Below are 20,755 nucleotides of genomic sequence, written 5' to 3'. Positions count from 1 at the left end.
GAAATTAAAAGATCTAACCAGATTATTTCTGGCTAGATCTTTTTTTGATTATTTCAGTTTCTTGAATTTCCATTTTTTAGACTTGCTATCGTAGTAGGCACCTTCAACTGTTTGTTTTTTGCCGTCTCCACTAACAATTACAAAATAATCTTTAAAACCATTTGTTATTTGTTTGTCGTTAACGTCTAGGAAAGAAATATTTTTAAGTTTTAGATTGTCTTTAATTTTATGTTTATTCTTCTCTTTTAATAATCCAGGTGGTACATGATAGTTTAGGTATAATGTAAATACACCACTATCTGCAAGGGTATCAAAGTTTTGAGCAGTGATTGTGAATGACCCAGTAACTAGATTAATCACTACGTCTTTATTGGCAGTATCAATTTTGCTTACTGCACCTTCAGTGAAACGAATATAAACATTTCCTGCGTCATGTAGTACTGAGCCGTCGACAGTAATTTTAGCTTTTGAAGTATCTACTTCATCTGGAGTAATAATCGCTTCTCCATTTTTAGGAGCTTCAACCGTAACTTCGATTGAAACTTTGTTGCTACCATAAGTTGCTGTGATAACTGTTTTTCCTGCTGATTTTGCAGTGATTATGCCTTTATCAACTGAAATCACTTTTGGATCGAAGCCACCATATGTAGCTTCCGCCGTTACGTCTTTCGTAGACTTAGAGCCATCATGTTTTGTAGTTGTTTCCGTTAAAATCACTTTACTAGTTTGACCTTTTTCTAATTCAAAAGCTGTTTGATTAGCAGAAAGTGTATAAGTGTCTGGTTGGTTGAATTCAACTTGAACAAGAACAGGGTCGTGGTCAGATGCACGGCCGTGAATGTCCATATAATTAGCATTGATATGAATCATGTCTACAGCTGTTTTATCAGCCAGGTTGTTTGTTACTAAAATATGGTCTAATACTTGGTTGTTTCCTTGGTAGTAATAAGAGAAACGTTCACCAGCTGGTACTTTTTCAACCATATTCGTTAAGATTCCGCCTTTAAGAGCTGCGAGTGTTGGTGTGAATTCGAAATCATTCATATCACCAGCAACAATTACTTTTAGGTCAGGATCTTTTGCTTGACCCGCTTTAATAAAGTTATTTATCATCGTTGCAAGTTCAATACGTTCTGCTTCAGAGCCTAATAATGGCGGCTGGTTTTTACCGAATAACGGTTGGTCTCCACCTTTAGAATTTAAGTGTGCTCCAATAACAACCACTTTTTCTCCTTGGAAATCAAATTGAGCTGCTAGCGGTTTACGTGTGTTTTCTTGTGGTAAGTCAAGAACACGACCTGGATTTAATGTTAAGTTTCCATTTTCATCCCATGCTACTTTTTCAGTAGAACCACCTTTTGTTCCTTCTGCAAGTGTTACCCGTTCAGGATTGTATAAGTAACCAACTCGGATATTCCCTCCAGGTTGTCCACCATCCTTATTATATTCAGGAGCAATATCAGTCCATTTATATGCAGGGCCACCTGCTGCCGTAATAGCTGCGATTAATCGTTCATAACTAGCGGATGCATCCGTGTTTCCTGATGCTGTTGGTCCGTCATTATCTTGCACTTCTACTAATGTAATAATGTCAGGAGATTTCATGTTCTCTACAAATGATTTGGCGATTTTTGCAACCTTATCATCTGGAGTATTTTCTATATTCGTTGAGAAGTTCTCCACATTATAAGAAGCTACAGTCAGCTTATCTTCTGAAGGTTTGATATCTGTTACTACAACTGGCTTTTCGACGCGAGTAATTGGTGGAAGAGATGATTCTTCAGACCATAATTTAAAGTTACCGAAACCAAAGCCCATTACTCCAACGATATTGCCAGTATAGTAGTCTCCTGATTTTGCATCGTACTTTTCGTTATCGATATCTACTGTAATTCTTTCAGGGTTATAGTCATTTGCAGAAATATTAATTCCGCCTAATACATTAAAAGTTGTATTTGCAGAATTGCCTGCCACTACGACAACTTCACCGTATTCTTGAGGTCCAACCACTTTTGCATTTGGTACTGCAAGACGCATTAATTCAACAGATTCCCAAAAGTCAATTCCATCTTCTTGTGGATCAAACTTGGTTAACCCATCGTTATCAATGTTTTCTGTTGGCGGAATAATATCTTGTCCGATTACTAAAGGAGCTGGTAATTCAGCTGTTCCAGATTTTGTAGTAGTAGTTGCACGAATACGTGTTATTGGTAAGTCGTTCGCTTTCATATCTGAATAGCCTTCGTAGTACCATTCTTCTACCGTTCCTGCAACAGTAACAAGGTCACCAACTTTAAGTCCATTGGAAGCCTTATTTACGATGATTGCCTCAGAAGTTGAGTTATTATTATCTGGATTCGTATCTTGGATTACAAAATTTGCTGAGTTATATAGATGCGTTACAACTCCAGTGATATTTTGTACAGTCGCCCCTTCGTAATCGGAGAAGTGACCTTGTCCTTGGATATCACGGATTACAAGATTGTCTGATTTTAATACGTTATAAGTAAACGAGAATACTTCAGAAGTAGTATCGCTTACTGCAATTGCTTTAATAGTCGTATCTTTTGTTAATGTAATTGGTGCTGTGTATTCTGTGCTATTTGAAGTTGGTGTAGAACCATCTAATGTGTAATATATTGTCGCACCTTCTATTGGTGAGATTAGTTGAATGGCTGTGCCTTCTGCTATCGTTCCAGGTAAAATATCCGTGTACACTGCCGGTTTGTTTACTAGATCAAAGCTTTCTGAACCAAGTGTCTTCACTTGAAAGGTTGTATTGAATTTAGAGGCAATTCCAGATACATGAACTAAATCACCAACTTTATATTGCTTCAAAAATGTATCATAATCTAATCCGTTTCGATTGTCGTTACGAATAACGACAGATTCTCCATTTTCATGTGTTGCTGTAAATTCAAATGTTCCAAAGTCGTTTGATTTTACTAGATTAGTAATAGTTACATTGTTTAATTGAATTCTTTCGCCTTGAGTTTCTTCGTTTACTCCAGCTGGTGTAATATCTTGCGTTGGTGGAAGTTCATTTCCAGAAGAAATTTTAGTAATTTTGGTCGGTTGAATCTGAAGCTCACCGCTATAAGGGCTAACTTTTCCTTCCAATTCTACGATATCTCCAGGATTTACATCTGATGTAGAAGTAAAAGCATAAATTCCTGCAGTTTCATCTTGGATGTAAAACGCTTTTCCACCCCAGAAACCAGTGCCTGTTGTGACAGTTCCAGTTACCTTAATTAATTTGTTCGGGTCCGTTACTGCACGAGCAGCAGCGATATTTTCCATGACTTCCGCTTCAGGTGAAGGAGGGGGATTTTCACCTTCGGAAATAATAGTATATGCGGTTGCACTTCTTAAGCCTGGTACAGAGAAATAGGCTGAAAGAGTGCCAGTGATTGTTACTTCACCTTTAAATAGGTTAGGATTATCAACTAAATTTAATCCAGCTCGTACCGCTCCGGTTGGTAACTGAACTGGTAAAATTTTTGACGGATCTGTTTCATTAGGAGAGTCAGCTAGACCCACGTTGGTCGCTACTGTAAACGGTGGTTCTTGATCGTAAGAAGTACCTGAACTTGCGGTACCAACGAGGAATCCTTTTACCGTTGCCGTTCCAGTGTTGTTCGCAATAGCCTCTGTTACAGTAATAGGCTCAGCTGCTTGTACATTTGGAACAGTGATGAATGGTAAAAATAATGATAGAACTAATAAGAGAGATAGGGCTACCTTACTGAAAGCATTATTCCAAAAGCTTTCCTTTGACATCTACAATCCACTCCTCATAATTTGTTTGGTATTGCCCATCGATTATAGCAAAAGAAAATTACCGTTTTAATAAGATATTGTAAAATTTTTAAAATTAAAATAAAAACAGGTGAGAAGTAGCTAAGAGACTAATAACTTCTATGAAAAATAGATTATAGTGGAGTGATTAGAAAGTTTTATACAAGTAGGGAAATAATGTTAAAGCTTAATGAGGGATAATGAAAACTACCCAGCCAGGATAGAATGACTGAGTAGTTTATCTTTGCTATGTTTGTTAGGATGAACTATATTTCATCGTATGGCTTTCTAATGGCTTTTGTAGCTTATTTTGTATAAAGAGTGCTGCTGTATTAAGTTTGTCTGAATCTATATTTGTTTGGATACCCATATTTGTAAGCATGTAATTTAGGTCGTCCGTTGCTAAGTTACCAGAAGCTCCTGGAGCATACGGACAACCACCTAAACCTCCAAGTGAACTATCAAATTTAGAAATACCCATTTCTAGAGACGCCAACACATTTGCCAAAGCAGTGCCACGAGTATTGTGAAAGTGCATAGCAATGCTATCACTTGGGTAGCGTTTTAGAAACGTTTCTAATACATATTTAACTTGAAGAGGGGTGGCAATACCAATCGTGTCGCCTAACGATAATTCATTTATACCCATATCAAAGAGGGAATCTGCTAATCTTGTTATTTGATCGATTTCTACTTTCCCTTCATAGGGACATCCGAAAACAGTTGAAATATATCCTCTAACGGTCTTCTGATTTGACAAGCTTTCTTTTACAACTTCTGATAATACAATTTCAGTTTCCGAGATAGTTTTATTAATATTTTTTTTGTTATGTGTTTCACTTGCGGAAATAAAAACAGAGATTTCATCGATTCCGTTCTCTATTGCTCTATTTAGACCCTTCATATTCGGTACAAGGGCAGCATAAGTCACTTCTGGAGATTTGCTGATTTGTTTCGCTACAGACTCTGCGTCTGATAGAGAAGGAATCCACGAAGGATTTACAAAAGAAGTAACTTCTATATATTTAAGTCCGGTATCAGATAAAAGGTTTATCCATTCAATTTTATCTTTTGTTTGAATAAAGCTACTTTCATTTTGCAGGCCATCTCTTGGTCCTACTTCTCTAATGTGTACTTTTTTAGGATATCCTTGTTCTATCATATAGAAACTCCTTTCTCTTACATTCCAAATAGAGTCATCATAATCCAAGTCGATGCGTAGAAAATCATAAATTGTACACCAGCACCAATTCCAAGAATTCGATTTAAGAGACCGCCTACCGCTGCTACTGTGAATGTAAGTACAATACCAACAAGTTGCGCTTCATGGAATGCAAGTAGACAAGCAAGACCTATGAACATAGCAACAATTGCTTCTTGACTTACAAATTTCATAACTAGAACGGAAGCCTTCCTTGCATAGTTCATAGAGAAAGGGTAAGCGATCAAAGAGGCTACAATAAGACCGATTGCACCGTAAAGGAAAAACTCCCAAGATGTTAAATAAGTGTGTAGATTATTTATAGGATCTACTGAGAAAACTGGTGGAGCATTAAATAATGGCGATCCAGGTCCTAATGCAACTGGACTTAAAGGAATTCCAAAAGCAATTAATGGAATAATTACTTCAGCAATGTATGTAGACTCTGTTACACCATTCATTACTGCCAAACTTGTAGTAGATTTTTTATACGTACCTTTTGTACGCGAACCGACAATTTCACCCATTAGAGATGTCATACCTACTGGGCTAAAAACGAAAGTAAGAGATGAAATAAAAGTAGTGATGGAAGTAAATATCTGTTGTCTTCCCGTTAAAATTTTAAGTGGATTAGGGAAGTAACCTTTCCATGACTTTGTTTCAGGAGCCAAATGATATTCTTTGGGATTATCTCTTTCTATTGTTTTTTTAGCACTTGAGGAAGTAGCAAAGAGAAGATCACAAAAAATAGGTCCTATTGCTATTCCTAAGAAGAAACTGATAGATAAATGCTTGTCCAATATACTAAAACTCATCAAATCTAAGCTTTTAATAAAGAAAGCGAATGGAATAATCATCAAAACACTAACCCATTTACCTTTAGAGAAAAAGGCGATTAAAATTGCCGCCAGTGTAAAAATGATTCCTGTGGATGACTTGAAAAAGTCAGCAAATTGTCCTAAAAATTGTCCTAAAAGTACAGCTGTCGGTAGTGCGATAAATGCACCAATAATTCCACCAGAAATCATCTTTCTAAGAGCAATATGTGGCATACCCATTCTTCTTAAAGTAGTTGCATGGTCGATTAATGGTACCGCAGTAGTGTCTCCAGGAATACCCATTAATGCAGTTGGAACTGCATGTGTAAGGTGTTTTGCTAGAACTGCAGCCATGAAAAATGAAAATACAGCAGCTGGAGGTGCACCTAAAAGGATTACTAATAAAGTAAGTGGTACCATAATAGCTGTCTCATCCGTACCCGAAATTAATCCGATTAAAGAGAATACGATTGCACCAATTAATGCAAATAAAATTGCCGTAACTAGTAAACTCATTTTTTCTGCTCACCTCCAAGTGCTCGAAAGCTATTCAAAACTCCTAATTCTTCTAATTCTTTTTTAGTAACAGGATCATTTTCGATGAGTTTCAATTCTTCTATTGGATCTAATTGTAGATCCTCAAAAACTTGTTTCATACTCTCTGATGAGGTTTCCTCTTCGATTAATAATCTTTTTGACTTAAAAATAATTGAGCATATAACAAGTGATATGACACTTCCAGAAATTCCAATAAGAAGGGAATAGGAAGCTACCATATTCTCGCTAGCGAAAGAGGGGAGCAACCAAAGACCAATATTGTATCCTCCTAAACTAACACCTACACTTAACAAAATTGCTAGAAGTAATTGGTTAGGTAAAATAGTATCCCCAAGAATCTCTAAATAGGTTTTAGTATTATTATTTTCGTTCAATTCAGTTGTGGATGTTTCGTGTTTATTTGACATCTTATTCACCTCTTTGAATTGCTTTTGTTATCTCTAAAATACGATCGTATCTAAGGTCTTTCTCTTTTATAGCTTGAGCTACGATTCTATCAATATCGGACTTTTCCGCACCTGCCATTACTGCTAAATTTCTAGCATGTAGAGACATATGACCTCTTTGAATACCTTCAGCAGATAAGGCACGTAAAGCAGCAGCATTTTGTGCCAAGCCTGCAGCTGCTATGCTGCCTGCAAGTTCTTCAGCTGAATTTACATCCATAATTTTTAGGGCAGCCTGTGCTACTGGATGTGTTTTCGTAGCTCCTCCTACAATACCAACTGCCATAGGAAGTTCAATAGATCCAGATAAATTACCATCTGCATTTATTTCCCATTTAGTTAGTGATTTATAGTGACCTGATATAGATGCATATGCATGTGCACCTGCTTCTACTGCTCGAGTATCATTTCCTGTTGCTAAAACCACTGCTGATATACCATTCATTATTCCTTTGTTATGGGTAGCTGCACGATATGGGTCAAAGTCTGCAAATTCGAAAGCGCTTACAATGTTTTCAACGATTTCCTTACCACCAAGTGCCTCAGTTGAGAATACAGCTCTAGCACGAACTAACCTGCGATCTGCCAAATTCGAAATTATTCTAAGTACCACTTTACCACCTGTAATTGTTTCGATAGTCGGTGAAACTGCCTCTGCCATAGTGTTAACCGCATTCGCGCCCATTGCATCTTTCGTATCAACAATTAGATGGATGACTAACATTATTTGAGAAGTAGTTGGAACGATATGGACTTCTAAATCTTTAGCTCCTCCACCTAAAGAGACTAAGGTAGGATCTTTTTCGTTACAATAATTTAAAATTTCCTCTTTATGCTCAAAAATCTTTGCTCTTGCAGCATAGGGATCCGCAACATGTAATACTTGAATTTGTCCACGCATAATTGTTCCGCTCATGGATGTGAAAAATCCTCCAAGATCATAAGCAGCTTTTGCTGCATTGCTAGCTGCAGCTACAACAGAAGGTTCTTCCGTCGCCATAGGAATAAACATATCTTTTCCATTAATTTTAAAGTTAGTAGCAATCCCTAGAGGGATTCCTATTTGTCCAATAACGTTTTCTATCATTGAATCTGCTAAATCCATAGATAAAGCGTGGTCTCCAGAAAGATATTTTAATTGATTTTCTGTTAAGTCCCGTCCCTTGGTAACAATATCAAATCTTTCTTTAGTTGATAGACGATAAAAACCTGGAACTCTTGAATTTGTCATTACATACACCCCTTGTATTTGTGTAATAAGATTCAACTAAGTTGAATCCTATTACACAAAAGTACATTAATAATTATTAATTGTAAATACTAAATTTAAATTTTATTCTGAAAATATTTATGGGATAACAAAAAATAATTATTAATGAGGATCTTGCAAATATAGGGGAACGAAAAGAAAGATACGAGTGTTTTCAAGGGCGAGAATATGTTTTAAAAAGATTATTATAGTGGATTCGTTTGAATGAATAATGTTAATACTTTCGCCTCGCTATTTTTATCTGCTGAAAGAAAGATATGAGGCACATTTCCTTCAAAATAAGCACTATCTCCTTGTTCTAAATAATGTAATTCGCCATCATAATAAAGATTAATAGATCCAGAAAGAATATAAATAAACTCATCTTCTATATGTGTAAAGGGTTCTACATATTCCGCTTCTGGTAGGACGGTGACAATTACTGGTTCTACTTTGCTAAAACGAGAACGATTTGCAAGAGCTTCGTAAGTGTAGCCTATTTCTTTATTTCCGACCTTTACTGTCTTCTCATTACTTTTTACGATAGATAATTTATTGTGGAGATTTGATTCTAAAAACCATGATAAGGGTGTGTCTAACTCCTGAGCTATTTTTGAAAGTGTTGCTACAGCAGGGGCAGCTTGTCCATTTTCTATTTTTGAAATATGACTCTTAGTCAAACTACATCTCTCAGCTAGTTCCTGTTGAGTGAATGACTTACTTAATCTAGCCTCTTTAACTTTTTTTCCAATATTGTGTTGAAGATAAATTGTACTCTCCTCCTAGATAATGCTCTCCATTAATAATCAGTCCATTTAACAAACAAAGTCTAATACATGTACTCATATAATCGACTTTGTGTTTTAATCATACGCGTCATTTATTATAGGTAAAGTGGTTTAAATCGTAGCAGCAGAAATTATATGAATAAATTTTAAGGAACTTTCATTCGTCTCTTCTTGAATAACCCAGTTAATGGACAGAAGTTGCTTTAAGGAAGCTAGCTGTTGTTCATCCATTTGTAATTGTTTTATTCCGTTCTCTAGTAATTGGTAATCTCTCTCCGCAATTTTATTGAACTTTAATTTCAATAGGTTTATAAGTCCGTTTCTTGTTACGAACTTAACAGTATAACCATCATGAAGGATGGAAGCAAACTTCGATTTATCTTCTTCATATAAGGAGATTAACGAAGTGATTTCAGTGTTTCTATCAAATAAGTGAGTCTCTTTTTCCTCAAGTTTTTGTAGTATTTCATCATTGGAAATGCCTTTATTACGAATTGTCTCAAGTAAAATAGCATCCATCATTGAAAGTTTATTGTTTTCCATTTTAAGCCCCCTAATAGCTTTTATCCTATATTACCAAAATTATATACATGCAAGAAGGGAATTTCATAGTTGAAAACAAAATATTTGTTAGAGCGTTTTTATAGAATTATCAGAATATGGTAGAATATGTACAAACATATATATCGGAGGAACCTATGAAATTAAAAATTTTACATACAAATGATGTTCACAGCAACTTTGAAAATTTTGCTAAAGTAGTAACGCTTATTAATGAGTATAAAGATGAAAACACGTTATTATTGGATGCTGGAGACTTTGCCGACTTTAAAAGTATCGAGTTGCAAGGCACAAGAGGATTAGCTGCTATTGAATTATTAGAAGCAGTAGGCTACGATGCGCTTACGATAGGTAATAACGAAATGTTTAATGGGGTGGATACACTTGAGTATATGGCGAGTAATAGTTCTTTCCCTTTTATAAGCAATAATTTATTTAAAAAAGATAAAAGTATTATAAATGGTGTTTATAAAAGTATCATCATAGAGAAAAGTGGTGTACGAATTCTATTAACTGGGTCTTCTCCTAATATGGGAGAATTTAATGATGGTCTTGGTATTTACATGACCGAATATAAAGAAGCGATACATAATGAGATAAAAAGCTATGAAGGAAAATTTGATCTTTGTATTCTCCTAAGTCATATTGGCACATTTGCGGATGAACCACTTGCATTGGAAATACCGGAAATTGATATTATTATTTCTTCCCATGACCATAAACTTTTCCCTCAAGCTAAAGTTATAAACAATATTATTATGAACAGTGCTGGGAACTATGGGGAACATTTAGGAATACTAGAACTAGAAATCAATGAAGGTAAGGTGACACTACTTCACTCTGCTACCATTTCTTCAATAGATGTGGAAAAGAATGAAGGAGTGCTTTCTATATTAAAATTGAATAAAGAAAAAGCAATTGAAGTATTGAGTCAGCCTCTTTATCCATTAGAAAAAGCTTTATGGCATGATGTTGTGGAAGAAAACCCTTTAACTAATTTAATAGCAGATGGGCTAAAGGATATGCTACATTGTGACATTGGTTTAATCAATAGTGGTATTTGTAACGCTGGAATATTCCATAAAATGACGAATAAAAAACTGATCGAAGTATGCCCGTCTCCATTAAATCCAACTTCTTTTAAAATACAAGGGAAATATATTAAAGAGGCTTTGGAACAATCACTTGATGTTCAAGCTTGCTTAGCGGATGGACGTGGACCTGGTTTTAGAGGGAGATTTGTAGGGCGATTACATATAGCAGGAGCTGAAATTGAATATAAAGAAGGAAAGATTGATACAGTTTTTGTAAATAACAGACCACTTGAAGATGAAACCTGGTACACAGTGGCTAGCTCAGATTATTTACAAAGAGGTTCTGGATATCCTTGTCTTGCAAACAATCGAAACGAAAAATATCGGCCCGAGGAAATAAAAGATGTCATTCGTATTTATGCAGATCAGAGTGGTTTTATTGAAAAAGCATACAAGAATAGATGGAAGGACTTATCAAAAGAAAGGGTATTCCAATGAAAATAAGAGAAAGAGGAATTGTAATTGGTCGTCTTCCAGTAGGAGAAAAAAATTGTATTACAGATGTTAAAGGTGTAAAAGTGGGTCATGTAACACTTAATATTCCTTTAGGTGAAGGGGAGCATGCTTGCACTGGAGTGACAGCAATACTGCCGCACGAAAAAAATTTATTTAAACAAAAAGTGGTAGGAGCTAGTTATGTATTAAATGGATTTGGAAAAACAACGGGTCTTGTACAAGTAGATGAATTAGGACTTATTGAATCACCTATTATGTTAACCAATACGTTTGCTGTACCAGCAGTAACCCAAGGAACATTGGAACATATGCTAGAGGGCAATCCGGAAATAGGAGACACTACAGGAACGATTAATATAGTAGTGGGGGAGTGCAATGATAGTAGATTAAACTCCATTCGCAAATTACCGATTCAGCCGAAGCACGCAGTAGAGTGTATTAAAAAAGCTTCATCAAATGTCTCTCTAGAAGGTGCGGTTGGGGCAGGAAAAGGCATGATATGCTTTGGCTATAAAGGTGGAATAGGTTCTTCTTCTCGACTTGTAAAAGAAGAACATAGCAACTTAACCTATACACTTGGTTGTATAGTACTAAGTAATTTTGGGAGTAAGGATGATTTTCAAAGTGACAACTATAAAGTTGTAAAACAGAAAGAAATTACCGATTTTCTTAAACCAGCTGATGGATCGATTATGATTGTTCTGGCTACAGATGCTCCGCTGAGTAGTAGACAGTTAAAGCGATTGGCGAAAAGATGTGGTATCGGGCTTGGTAGAACAGGAAGTCATTTTAGTAATGGAAGCGGGGATGTTGTCATTGCTTTTTCTACCGCACAGAAGATTCCTCATTTCTCATCAGAAAATATAGAAACAAGAGAGCAATTGAGAGATGATCAACCTATAATGAATAGTCTTTTTCAAGGTGCAGCGGAAGTTACAGAAGAGGCAATATTAAATTCTTTGTCACAGGCTGAAACAACGGCTGGGCGTATGGGGAATACCGCATATGCTTTTCCTTTTGATTAAGTTTAAGAAAACAATCTTGTAATTTTTAAGTCCTATGGTAAGATTTAAATGCAATTAATAACTAAATAAATGACTGCTAGGGGAGCCTTTGTTAGGCTGAGACACATCGTTGATGTAAACCCTTTGAACCTGATCTAGTTAATACTAGCGGAGGGAAGCAGCTGGGACCCCTACTGTCGTATGTTTGATTAATTATGTAGAAAACAGCCGCTTTCCGTTTATGGAGAGCGGTTTTTTGTTTTCAAAAATAATGGATGGAGGTAAGAAGGATGACACAAATACTAGAACTACAAATTTCTAAAGTAGTAGATGGACAGAAAGAGCAGCTTTTACAAATACTTGCGGATTTAATTGGTTTTCAGACCGTTAGTCCGCCAGCGAGAAATACGGTGGATGCACAAATGTATATTGCTCGCTTTTTAGAGGAACAAGGATTCCAGACTGATAGCTGGGAGGTTTATCCGAACGATCCTAATGTAGTAGCCACCAAAAAAGGAAGCGATGACCAAAATTTTAATAGCTTAATTATTAACGGTCATATTGATGTTGCAGAAGTGGGTGATATCAGTGAGTGGACGGTGCCAGTATTTAATCTGACAAATAAAGACGGAAATGTTTATGGCAGGGGAACTTCGGACATGAAGGGTGCGATAGCTGCAACATTATTTGTCACTAAACTATTAAAAGAGATGGATATTAATCTAAAAGGGAGCTTACAAATACAATCTGTTATTGGGGAAGAAGCAGGAGAGGCTGGTACTCTTTCGTGTGTTGAAAAGGGCTATACAGCTGATTTTGCACTAGTAGTAGATGGAAGCAATCGTCAAATCCATGGACAAGGTGGCGTAATAACTGGATGGATAACAATAAAAAGCAAAGAGGTTTTCCATGATGCGATGAGGATGAAAATGCTTCATGCAGGAGGTCTAGTTAAGGGTGCTAGCGCAATTGAAAAAATGATGAAAGTAGTTGCTGGTCTTCAGGAGCTGGAACGTCATTGGGCAGTAACGAAAGAATATCCAGGGTTTTCACCTGGAACCACTACCATTAATCCCGCGGTTATTGAGGGAGGGAGACACGCTGCTTTTGTGGCCGATGAATGTCGACTATGGATCACCGTTCATTTTTATCCAAATGAAACGTATCAATCAGTAGTACAAGAAATAGAAGAGCATTTAAATAATGTCGCAATGGCGGATCCTTGGTTACGAGAAAACCCACTACAATACCGTTGGGGTGGCAAATCGATGATAGAAGAACGTGGCGAAGTATTTCCCGCATTAAAAATGAACGCTGAACATTCAGCAGTTCAATTGCTTGGGCAATGCCATGAAGAGATAGAGAAAGTGCCGGTCGAAATTGGAATGTCTAAATCTGTGACGGATGCAGGATGGTTAGGTGGAGCAGGTATTCCCACTGTTATATATGGACCAGGTAAATTGGAAGAAGCGCATTCTGTAGATGAAAAATTAAATGTAGAGGAGTTACTAACATTTACAAAAACACTCTTATTATTTATTTATCGATGGTGTAATACAAAAAAATAATTATTACCGGAGGGAAATTTTATGATATCTACAAAGAAATTTAGTGACCGATTATTTGAGAACGCTAAACCTATTTGGGAAAAAAATCATCAGCATCCTTTTGTACAAGAGTTGGGAAAAGGAACGTTGTCTGAAGAGAAATTTATTCATTATATGAAACAAGATTACGCCTATTTACTCGACTATTCTAAGTTGTTTGCGGTAGGAGTTCAAAAATCACTTGATTTAGAGATGATGTCAAACTTTTCTAAAACTCTTCATGACACCCTGCATTTTGAAATGGATTTACATCGTACGTTTGCGGCAGAGTTTGGTATTACTCCGGAAGAACTGGAATCTACGAAACCTGCACCTACCAATTTAGCTTATACGCGTTATATGTTAAATGTTTCTCAAAATGGCTCGCTAGTAGAATTAGTTTCCTGTTTACTTCCATGTGCTTGGGATTACTGGGAAATAGGGAAACTATTGCGCAAACAGTATGGGGACACCTTGTCCATCAACAAGTACGCAAAATGGATAGAAACTTATGATTCAGAGGAATTTGCAGAAGGTGCCAAGTGGTTAATACAGTTGATGGATCAGTTAACAGAAGGGAAATCGGAAAGAGAACTGGCTCGCATAGAAGAACATTTTCAAATGACCTCTAAGTTTGAGTATTTATTTTGGGAGATGAATTATCAATTAGAAAAGTGGCCGATTTAAAGGAGAAGCAGGGAAAAATGAACAAAACTAGGAAACTAACATTAACATCACTAATTATCGCTATAACGACGATATCAAGCCATCTCATATTTATACCAGTAGGTTTTGCAAAAATCTTTCCGATCCAACATTTTGCAAATGTACTCTTATCGGTTTTACTAGGACCATGGTATGCGCTTGCAGGTGCATTAATTGTATCCACTCTACGAAATTTGTTAGGAACAGGATCTATTTTTGCGTATCCTGGGAGTGTTTTTGGGGCGCTATTAGCAGGTCTTTTATACATGAAAACGAAAAATATTGGATCAGCATTATTAGGAGAGGTTATTGGCACAGGTATTATCGGCGCTATTGCTACTTATCCAATAGGAGTTCTTTTATTTGGAGGAGAGCTAACATTATTTGGTTTCGTTCCATCTTTTATGTTTAGTTCGTTTACAGGTGCATTACTAGCGTTTGGTTTATTGAAGGTGATGATGAAAAACAGAGTTATGGAGGGATTGATAAATGAAAACAGCGCTAACAATAGCCGGTTCTGATTCGGGTGGAGGTGCAGGTATTCAAGCCGATATTAAAGCTTTTTCTGCAAATGGAGTATTTGGCATGTCCGCTATTACCGCAATTACAGCTCAAAATACTAATGAGGTTCGTTCTGTTCAGTATGTTGATTTGAAAATGATCCAAGAACAAATAGAGTCGGTTTTTGATGATATCCAAGTGGACGCAGTGAAAATCGGTATGCTTGGGAATGCACAAATTACTCAAGTTGTAGCAAATACCTTAAAGAAATATTCCCCTAAATTTATTGTTGTTGATCCAGTAATGGTCTCGAAAGGTGGGCACTATCTATTAGAACAATCTGCTGTAGAAGCTTTAAAAAGAGAAATATTTCCCCTAGCGTCTATTTTGACACCGAACATTCCAGAAGCAGAAGTATTAATAGGGGCAACCTTGAAGACGGAAGATGACATGTATTTAGCGTGTGAACAAATTAGAAGTATGGGAGTTACAGCTGTGTTATTAAAAGGAGGTCATTTGAGTGGTCCATCAAACGATCTTTTTTACGACGGTAAGGATTTTCATTGGTTAAAAGCGGATAGAATTGAGACGAAAAACACCCATGGAACTGGATGTACATTATCATCAGCGATTACTGCAAATCTCGCCAAAGGGTCAACCTTATTAGATGCGGTTACTTTAGCCAAATGTTATATAACTACAGCGATAACACATAGTTTTCCATTAGGTTCTGGTCATGGGCCAACAAATCATTTTTATGATCTTTACAAAAAATCAAATATGATAGCTCGGTGAGGGGGGAATTGAAAATGAATAAAAGTGTAGTAAGCAATCTTTTTTCACGCTTAAGAGAAAAAAATCCACTCGTACACCATATTACAAATATCGTAACTGTAAACGATTGTGCAAATGTGACGCTTGCTATAGGTGCTTCTCCTGTAATGGCAAACAGTGTAGAAGAGGTAGAGGAAATGGTTCAGTTAGCTAATGCACTAGTGCTTAATATAGGAACAATACAAGCTGAGATATTTACAGCTATGATTTTAGCCGGAAAAGTGGCAAACGAGAAAGGGATTCCGGTCATTTTGGATCCAGTTGGTGTTGGAGCAACCGCTTATCGAAGAAGAATAGCAAAAGAACTAATACAAAAAGTAAAAATAAGTGTTATTAGAGGAAATGCGAGTGAGATGTACTCTCTCATTAGAGAAAATGGAAGAACTAGAGGTGTAGATTCTACTGATATTTCTTTAGATAGAAAAATACTTGCCGAAAAAGTAGCGAATTTATTTTCTTGCATAGCAGTAATAAGTGGTGAAACAGATATAGTATCAAATGGCTTAGAAACGGTGCAAATTACAAACGGGGACCACTGGTTAACCAAAGTGACTGGTACTGGATGCATGACTACTTCTTTAATAGCATCTTTCACTGGAACGACAGCCGACTATTTTTCGGCAAGCATAGCTGGCATGTCTGTAATGAGTTTAGCTGGGGAGAGAGCGAAAAAGAGTATTTCTGAGGAAGATGGGATTGGTCATTTTAAAGCTCAATTGATGGATGAAATTTTTCATATGAATGAAGAAGTATGGGGAAAAGAGGTTTCTATAATTGAAACATAATATGACATTATATTTAGTGACAGAAGAATCGATTTCTATAGATTCATTCCTAACAGTTGTGGAACAGGCTATTAAAGGTGGGGTAACAATTGTTCAACTCCGGGAAAAAAATAGCTCTGGAAGAGACTTTTATGAAAAAGCAAAGGCATTAAAGGGATTACTAGATTATTATCAAATACCTCTTATCATTAATGACCGTATAGATATAGCAATCGCAGTGAAAGCGGCTGGGGTCCATGTAGGTCAGACAGACTTACCGATTTGGATAGTGAAAGAAATTGTACCTTCTTCGTTTATAATTGGAGTTTCTGTGGCAACGCTCGAAGAAGCAAAAAATGCTGAGCTTGAAGGCGCTAATTATATAGGCGTCGGCTCTGCTTTTCCTACTGGTACAAAAAGTGATGCAAAGCTTTTAAGTAAGGGTGTCCTAGAAGAAATAACGAAAACTGTTTCCATTCCTGTAGTTGCAATAGGGGGTATAACACTTGAAAATGTATCTTCGTTGCAAGATAGAGGAATTGCTGGAGTCGCTGTAGTTTCAGCGATAATGAAGGCGGCGGATCCCTTTTATGCTGCTCAGCAGTTTAGACTGAAACTAAAATAAGAATCTCCATTGAAGTTAAGTAGATCAGGTATCGTTGAGAAACAATAGAATTACTAAATAAATTGTTATAAATGAAAGGAATTCTATACTTTAAGTAGAATAACATATAAGTATTTCTTATAAAGCTTGGAGGTAATACTTTTGTTACTTTACTTTTGATATATATCATCTGTCTAATAATTTAATTTAAATTAGGAGCTGATATATAATGATTTACAAGAATTCGCTCGAGGGTATTTCATCTGATATGTTAAAGGGTTTTTTTGTAGATTGGCCGAATCCGCCAAATCCACAAACTCACTTAAAGCTGTTAAAAAAGAGCAGTAAAGTGATTATTGCTATTGATGATAATACTAATCAAGTAGTTGGATTTGTTACCGCGATAAGCGATGGGGTTCTTTCTGCCTACATTCCTTTTCTTGAAGTTTTACCAGAGTATAAAAGTATAGGTATAGGTAAGGAATTAGTAAATCAAATGCTCATAGAGCTTGAAGACATATATATATGATTGATTTATGCTGTGACGATGACTTAGTTCCTTATTACGAAAAGTTCGGAATGACGAAGACAAATGGAATGATTTTGAGGAACTATAAAATGCAATCTGGAAGTTAAAATAATTTATGCAAGAAAAAGTGCTTGGCTATTTGTCCAAGCGTCAGACTTTAGGTAGACTCTGGATTTTGAGTTTATCTATAGTCTTTTTTCTTTTAAGATAAAAATATGATAAATAGAATTGGGATTCCGCTTCCGGCGGACGCTTTCCGCGGGCGGGGCCGAGCCGCTTCCTTCGCAAAGCTCTAGGGCACTGAAAAAGTCCTCCATGAGATTTTATAACAGTATGTGAACGACAAATTGTTCACATAATCGTTTTTATTTTGGATCCGTTAATTTACGTTCTAGGCGGACGCGTTCCGCCGGCATGGCTTCAGCCGCTTCCCTCGCTATGCTCAGTCCAGGGTCTTCAGCTCATGCTCTTCCGGCTGGAGTCGCCGCCTTCCACTCCAATTAACTATTATCCGCTTTTCAATTAGGAAATCATCATGCCATTAATAGAGCAAGTTTTTATCACTTACATTTTTTCAATTAGTATTTATAGAAAATCGTTGAAAAAGGCGACACTCCTGTGGGAATAGCGGTAGCCGAAGACCCCGCAGTTGAGGGGAAGGCAATCTAAGTTCGCCGCATCCTGCGGCAACGATTGCATGACCAACATCGTGTTGGCCTAGGAGGTAAGGCAACGCCCGCGGAAAGGGAGCCGTTTCAACGATTTCCTTATTTATCGGACGACATTATTTAGTAAAGTCAAATTCTATGGACTTTTCAGTGCCCTCCAAAGCTCAATCCAGGGTCTCGACAGTCCCGCTTTTGCCGTTGGAGTTGCCTCCTCCGCTCCGATTAATATATTGAATAATTACATATATGATATAAGTTAAGATTTCCCCCGGTAAAATATTATAATGACAAAAGGTATCGAGAGGACGACCTCTTGATAACTTTTGTCGACAATCTGGGCTTGGATATTTGTCCAAGCGTTTTGAAAATTGTATTATATAAAAAAATGGCCACTCTTAACCATTTATTCCTTGAAGTCTAGTTTTAACTTGCCTTCGACTAGCATAAGGCTAGCATTAAAGGTTTGCCCGTTTTCTGCAACAAATCCTTTGATAATATTTGTTTTTCCTTTTGTACAGAGCAGTTTAATCTGACTTGGCGTAATCTTCTTTTTTAAAAAGAATCCATTAAAGGTTTGGGTGCAACCTTTTTTATAATTGGTACAGCCGTAAAAACCTTTTCGTGCAACGATAGAACCTTCTTTACATTTTGGGCATGGAGCAATCGGTTCTTGTTTATATTTAGTATATTTAGAACTTGATGTTTTAGACGGAATGAGTTTGATATCAATATTTTTAGATTTTAGTTGATTAGGGACTTCTTGTAATAAACTATTTATGAACTTTCCAATGCTATTTAGGAAACGTTCCTGAGAACCTTCTCCATTACCAATCTTCCGCAAATAGGTTTCCCACTTTGCAGTCATGGATGGGCTTGCTAGAAGATTTCCTTCAATTGCTTGGCATAGAACTCGTCCTTTATTTGTGATAGAAACGATATTTTTTGTAACATCAATATATCCGTGTTTCTTAATTGTTTCAATGATTCCACTTCGGGTTGCTTCTGTTCCCAGTCCTTCTACTTCTTTTAATATTTCAGTTTCCCCTTTGTCTTCTACCAATTTTCCACAGGTTTTCATCATTGCAATGAGTTGACCTTCTGTATATGGTTTGGGAGGCATTGTTTTTCCTTCCTTTATAGTAATATCGCTGTCTACTTTTTCTTGCATATATAAAGGAGGGAGTGTTGGTTCTTCTTTTTCACTTTCTTTATCAGAACGAATAAATAACGCTTTCCAGCCTTTGTCTCTTTCCGTTTTTCCAGTTGTGAAAAAGGAAAGCCCATTAACATCTGTCGTCACTTTAGTTTCTGTATACAAATAATCACTATGAAACATCGCAAGGGTTGAACGGACAATTTCCTCATAAAGATTTCTTTCCATACCTGACATGCCGGCAAGTACAGCCTGCGAAGGTATTTTTTTGGTCGGTATAATTGCGTAGTGCTCCTGTACTTTTGAACTGTCCACATATCGCTTTTTAGGAGCGAGTGAAGTAACAGGGAAGGAATGTCCAATTAGCTGTTGATATTCTGATACTTTAGATGATAAATAAGAGAATTCACTTGGTGTAATATAACGCGAATCCGTACGAGGATAGGTAACAAGTTTTTTCTCATACAATCCCTGCATTGTCTTTAAAGCATTAGCAGGACTCATTTTCCATAATCGATTCGCTGTAGCTTGTAGCGTCGACAATGAATGGAGTTGGGGTGGAGGAATACGTTTTTCCTGCTTTTCTACAGAAGTTATTTCTCCAGGTGAATTCCGTTGAATAGCATGTTTAGCAAGAAGCTCCTGAATGATTTCTCGTTTTGGCTCCTTTCCTTTTGCTTTTCCCTTATAGTTCCCGTTTGTTGCAGTGAATATTGCTTCTACTTCAAAAAATGGTTCAGATACAAAGTTTTCAATTTCCAATTGACGTTGATAAATTAAGTAAATAGTTGGTGATTGAACACGGCCGATAGGAAAGACTTCTCGAATACCTTGTGATTGTAATAAAAGAGAATACAGCCTAGATCCATTCATTCCAACAAGCCAATCACTAATTTGGCGTGCCTTTGCTTCATCATATAAAAGTAAATCTTTTCGGTTATCCTGTAAGTTAGCAAAACCTTTACGAACTTCTTCAGTTTCTAATGAATTAATCCATAATCGTTTAATCGTCTTTCCTTTTGCTCCAGTATGATTGTAAATACTATAGAATATATTTGATCCTTCACGGTCAACATCACATGCGTTTATGATTGTATCCGTTGTTTTCATAAGTTTTTTCACGATGGTGAACTGCTTGTATTTCCCCTTTGCCACTTGGAATTCATAATGATCTAGTAATATGGGAAGACTATTCAAAGACCATTTATCCCATTTTGGATCGTATGCTTTCGGTTCCTTTAGTTCAACAAGATGACCTACTCCCCAGGTTATATAGGCTCCTTCGGGGAAAATAGGGCATGGGTTGATTTCTAAGAAGCCCTCATGTTTTTTGACTGAAAAAGCATCAGCATATGCTTTTGCCTGACTAGGTTTTTCAGCTAGAATAACTGGTTTCAAACAAGTACACCTCACAGTTGTAAAAAAATAAAACACTCGT

16 protein-coding genes, 1 pseudogene and 1 riboswitch are annotated in these 20,755 nt (G+C 36.6%); of the genes and pseudogenes, 9 read left to right on the top strand and 8 right to left on the bottom strand.

The annotated features are described in order from the left end of the window. Positions 1 to 48: 48 nt before the first annotated feature. The 7 genes from PGC35_RS03840 to PGC35_RS03810 form a co-directional block, all read right to left on the bottom strand. A complete protein-coding gene (locus PGC35_RS03840; RefSeq protein WP_375218242.1) occupies positions 49 to 3,780 on the bottom strand; it encodes a DUF6359 domain-containing protein in 3,732 nt (1,243 codons plus the stop codon). A 274-nt stretch (positions 3,781 to 4,054) separates the two neighbouring features. Continuing rightward, the gene (locus PGC35_RS03835; RefSeq protein ID WP_375218241.1) at positions 4,055 to 4,960 is read right to left on the bottom strand and encodes a hydroxymethylglutaryl-CoA lyase; all 906 of its coding nucleotides are present in this window, start codon (positions 4,958 to 4,960) and stop codon (positions 4,055 to 4,057) included. 17 nt (positions 4,961 to 4,977) lie between these two features. Beyond that, positions 4,978 to 6,333, bottom strand: coding sequence for a tripartite tricarboxylate transporter permease (locus PGC35_RS03830; protein ID WP_053590687.1), 1,356 nt, complete (start codon positions 6,331 to 6,333; stop codon positions 4,978 to 4,980). Then, the gene (locus PGC35_RS03825; protein WP_375218240.1) at positions 6,330 to 6,782 is read right to left on the bottom strand and encodes a hypothetical protein; all 453 of its coding nucleotides are present in this window, start codon (positions 6,780 to 6,782) and stop codon (positions 6,330 to 6,332) included. Before PGC35_RS03825 ends, PGC35_RS03830 begins: the two co-directional genes overlap by 4 nt. Before the next feature lies 1 nt (position 6,783). Continuing rightward, positions 6,784 to 8,052, bottom strand: coding sequence for a hydroxymethylglutaryl-CoA reductase, degradative (locus PGC35_RS03820; protein ID WP_056828462.1), 1,269 nt, complete (start codon positions 8,050 to 8,052; stop codon positions 6,784 to 6,786). A gap of 224 nt (positions 8,053 to 8,276) precedes the next feature. Beyond that, complete coding sequence (locus tag PGC35_RS03815) at positions 8,277 to 8,822, bottom strand: helix-turn-helix domain-containing protein (protein ID WP_275788887.1); 546 nt, start codon at positions 8,820 to 8,822, stop codon at positions 8,277 to 8,279. A gap of 147 nt (positions 8,823 to 8,969) precedes the next feature. Next, positions 8,970 to 9,401, bottom strand: a complete 432-nt coding sequence (locus PGC35_RS03810; protein WP_375218239.1) for a hypothetical protein — start codon at positions 9,399 to 9,401, stop codon at positions 8,970 to 8,972. Positions 9,402 to 9,556: 155 nt separating this feature from the next. On the opposite strand from PGC35_RS03810, the gene PGC35_RS03805 reads away from it, so the two are divergent. The 9 genes and pseudogenes from PGC35_RS03805 to PGC35_RS03765 all read left to right on the top strand — a co-directional run bounded on the left by PGC35_RS03805 (position 9,557) and on the right by PGC35_RS03765 (position 17,603). Next, on the top strand, positions 9,557 to 10,951 hold the full coding sequence (locus tag PGC35_RS03805) for a bifunctional metallophosphatase/5'-nucleotidase (RefSeq protein ID WP_375218238.1): 1,395 nt from the start codon (positions 9,557 to 9,559) through the stop codon (positions 10,949 to 10,951). Then, positions 10,948 to 11,994 (top strand): DmpA family aminopeptidase, encoded by a 1,047-nt coding sequence (locus tag PGC35_RS03800; RefSeq protein ID WP_375218237.1) that lies wholly within the window; start codon positions 10,948 to 10,950, stop codon positions 11,992 to 11,994. Before PGC35_RS03805 ends, PGC35_RS03800 begins: the two co-directional genes overlap by 4 nt. 68 nt (positions 11,995 to 12,062) lie before the next feature. Further along, a riboswitch (TPP riboswitch) is annotated at positions 12,063 to 12,167 on the top strand. Between the two features lie 96 nt (positions 12,168 to 12,263). Continuing rightward, a complete protein-coding gene (locus tag PGC35_RS03795; protein WP_375218236.1) occupies positions 12,264 to 13,541 on the top strand; it encodes an acetylornithine deacetylase in 1,278 nt (425 codons plus the stop codon). Positions 13,542 to 13,562: 21 nt separating this feature from the next. Then, complete coding sequence (gene tenA / locus PGC35_RS03790; protein ID WP_375218235.1) at positions 13,563 to 14,246, top strand: thiaminase II; 684 nt, start codon at positions 13,563 to 13,565, stop codon at positions 14,244 to 14,246. A gap of 17 nt (positions 14,247 to 14,263) precedes the next feature. Further along, entirely contained in the window at positions 14,264 to 14,785 is a 522-nt protein-coding gene (gene thiW / locus PGC35_RS03785; RefSeq protein ID WP_375218234.1) for an energy coupling factor transporter S component ThiW, read from the top strand. Beyond that, positions 14,754 to 15,560, top strand: a complete 807-nt coding sequence (gene thiD / locus PGC35_RS03780; protein WP_375218233.1) for a bifunctional hydroxymethylpyrimidine kinase/phosphomethylpyrimidine kinase — start codon at positions 14,754 to 14,756, stop codon at positions 15,558 to 15,560. Before thiW ends, thiD begins: the two co-directional genes overlap by 32 nt. A 14-nt stretch (positions 15,561 to 15,574) precedes the next feature. Continuing rightward, complete coding sequence (thiM, locus tag PGC35_RS03775) at positions 15,575 to 16,384, top strand: hydroxyethylthiazole kinase (protein WP_375218232.1); 810 nt, start codon at positions 15,575 to 15,577, stop codon at positions 16,382 to 16,384. Continuing rightward, on the top strand, positions 16,374 to 16,988 hold the full coding sequence (gene thiE / locus PGC35_RS03770) for a thiamine phosphate synthase (protein ID WP_375218231.1): 615 nt from the start codon (positions 16,374 to 16,376) through the stop codon (positions 16,986 to 16,988). The genes thiM and thiE overlap by 11 nt, the downstream gene beginning before the upstream one ends. 208 nt (positions 16,989 to 17,196) lie before the next feature. Further along, positions 17,197 to 17,603 (top strand): annotated as a pseudogene (locus PGC35_RS03765) (GNAT family N-acetyltransferase). 964 nt (positions 17,604 to 18,567) lie between these two features. On the opposite strand, the gene PGC35_RS03760 reads toward PGC35_RS03765, so the two are convergent. Next, positions 18,568 to 20,715 (bottom strand): type IA DNA topoisomerase, encoded by a 2,148-nt coding sequence (locus PGC35_RS03760; RefSeq protein ID WP_375218230.1) that lies wholly within the window; start codon positions 20,713 to 20,715, stop codon positions 18,568 to 18,570. Positions 20,716 to 20,755: the final 40 nt, after the last annotated feature.

Origin of the sequence: Psychrobacillus sp. PGGUH221, from assembly GCF_042055255.1 — a bacterium.
In the GTDB taxonomy this organism is placed as follows: Bacteria; Bacillota; Bacilli; order Bacillales_A; family Planococcaceae; genus Psychrobacillus.
This window is presented reverse-complemented; position numbering and strand designations above follow the sequence as displayed.

Coding starts and splice junctions, on each gene's coding strand:
- PGC35_RS03830 (WP_053590687.1), bottom strand. CDS start 6,333: ATGAGTTTACTAGTTACGGCAATTTTATTTGCATTAATTGGTGCAATC.
- PGC35_RS03825 (WP_375218240.1), bottom strand. CDS start 6,782: ATGTCAAATAAACACGAAACATCCACAACTGAATTGAACGAAAATAAT.
- PGC35_RS03840 (WP_375218242.1), bottom strand. CDS start 3,780: ATGTCAAAGGAAAGCTTTTGGAATAATGCTTTCAGTAAGGTAGCCCTA.
- PGC35_RS03805 (WP_375218238.1), top strand. CDS start 9,557: ATGAAATTAAAAATTTTACATACAAATGATGTTCACAGCAACTTTGAA.
- thiW (WP_375218234.1), top strand. CDS start 14,264: ATGAACAAAACTAGGAAACTAACATTAACATCACTAATTATCGCTATA.
- PGC35_RS03795 (WP_375218236.1), top strand. CDS start 12,264: ATGACACAAATACTAGAACTACAAATTTCTAAAGTAGTAGATGGACAG.
- thiM (WP_375218232.1), top strand. CDS start 15,575: ATGAATAAAAGTGTAGTAAGCAATCTTTTTTCACGCTTAAGAGAAAAA.
- tenA (WP_375218235.1), top strand. CDS start 13,563: ATGATATCTACAAAGAAATTTAGTGACCGATTATTTGAGAACGCTAAA.
- PGC35_RS03810 (WP_375218239.1), bottom strand. CDS start 9,401: ATGGAAAACAATAAACTTTCAATGATGGATGCTATTTTACTTGAGACA.
- PGC35_RS03820 (WP_056828462.1), bottom strand. CDS start 8,052: ATGACAAATTCAAGAGTTCCAGGTTTTTATCGTCTATCAACTAAAGAA.
- PGC35_RS03800 (WP_375218237.1), top strand. CDS start 10,948: ATGAAAATAAGAGAAAGAGGAATTGTAATTGGTCGTCTTCCAGTAGGA.
- PGC35_RS03835 (WP_375218241.1), bottom strand. CDS start 4,960: ATGATAGAACAAGGATATCCTAAAAAAGTACACATTAGAGAAGTAGGA.
- thiD (WP_375218233.1), top strand. CDS start 14,754: ATGAAAACAGCGCTAACAATAGCCGGTTCTGATTCGGGTGGAGGTGCA.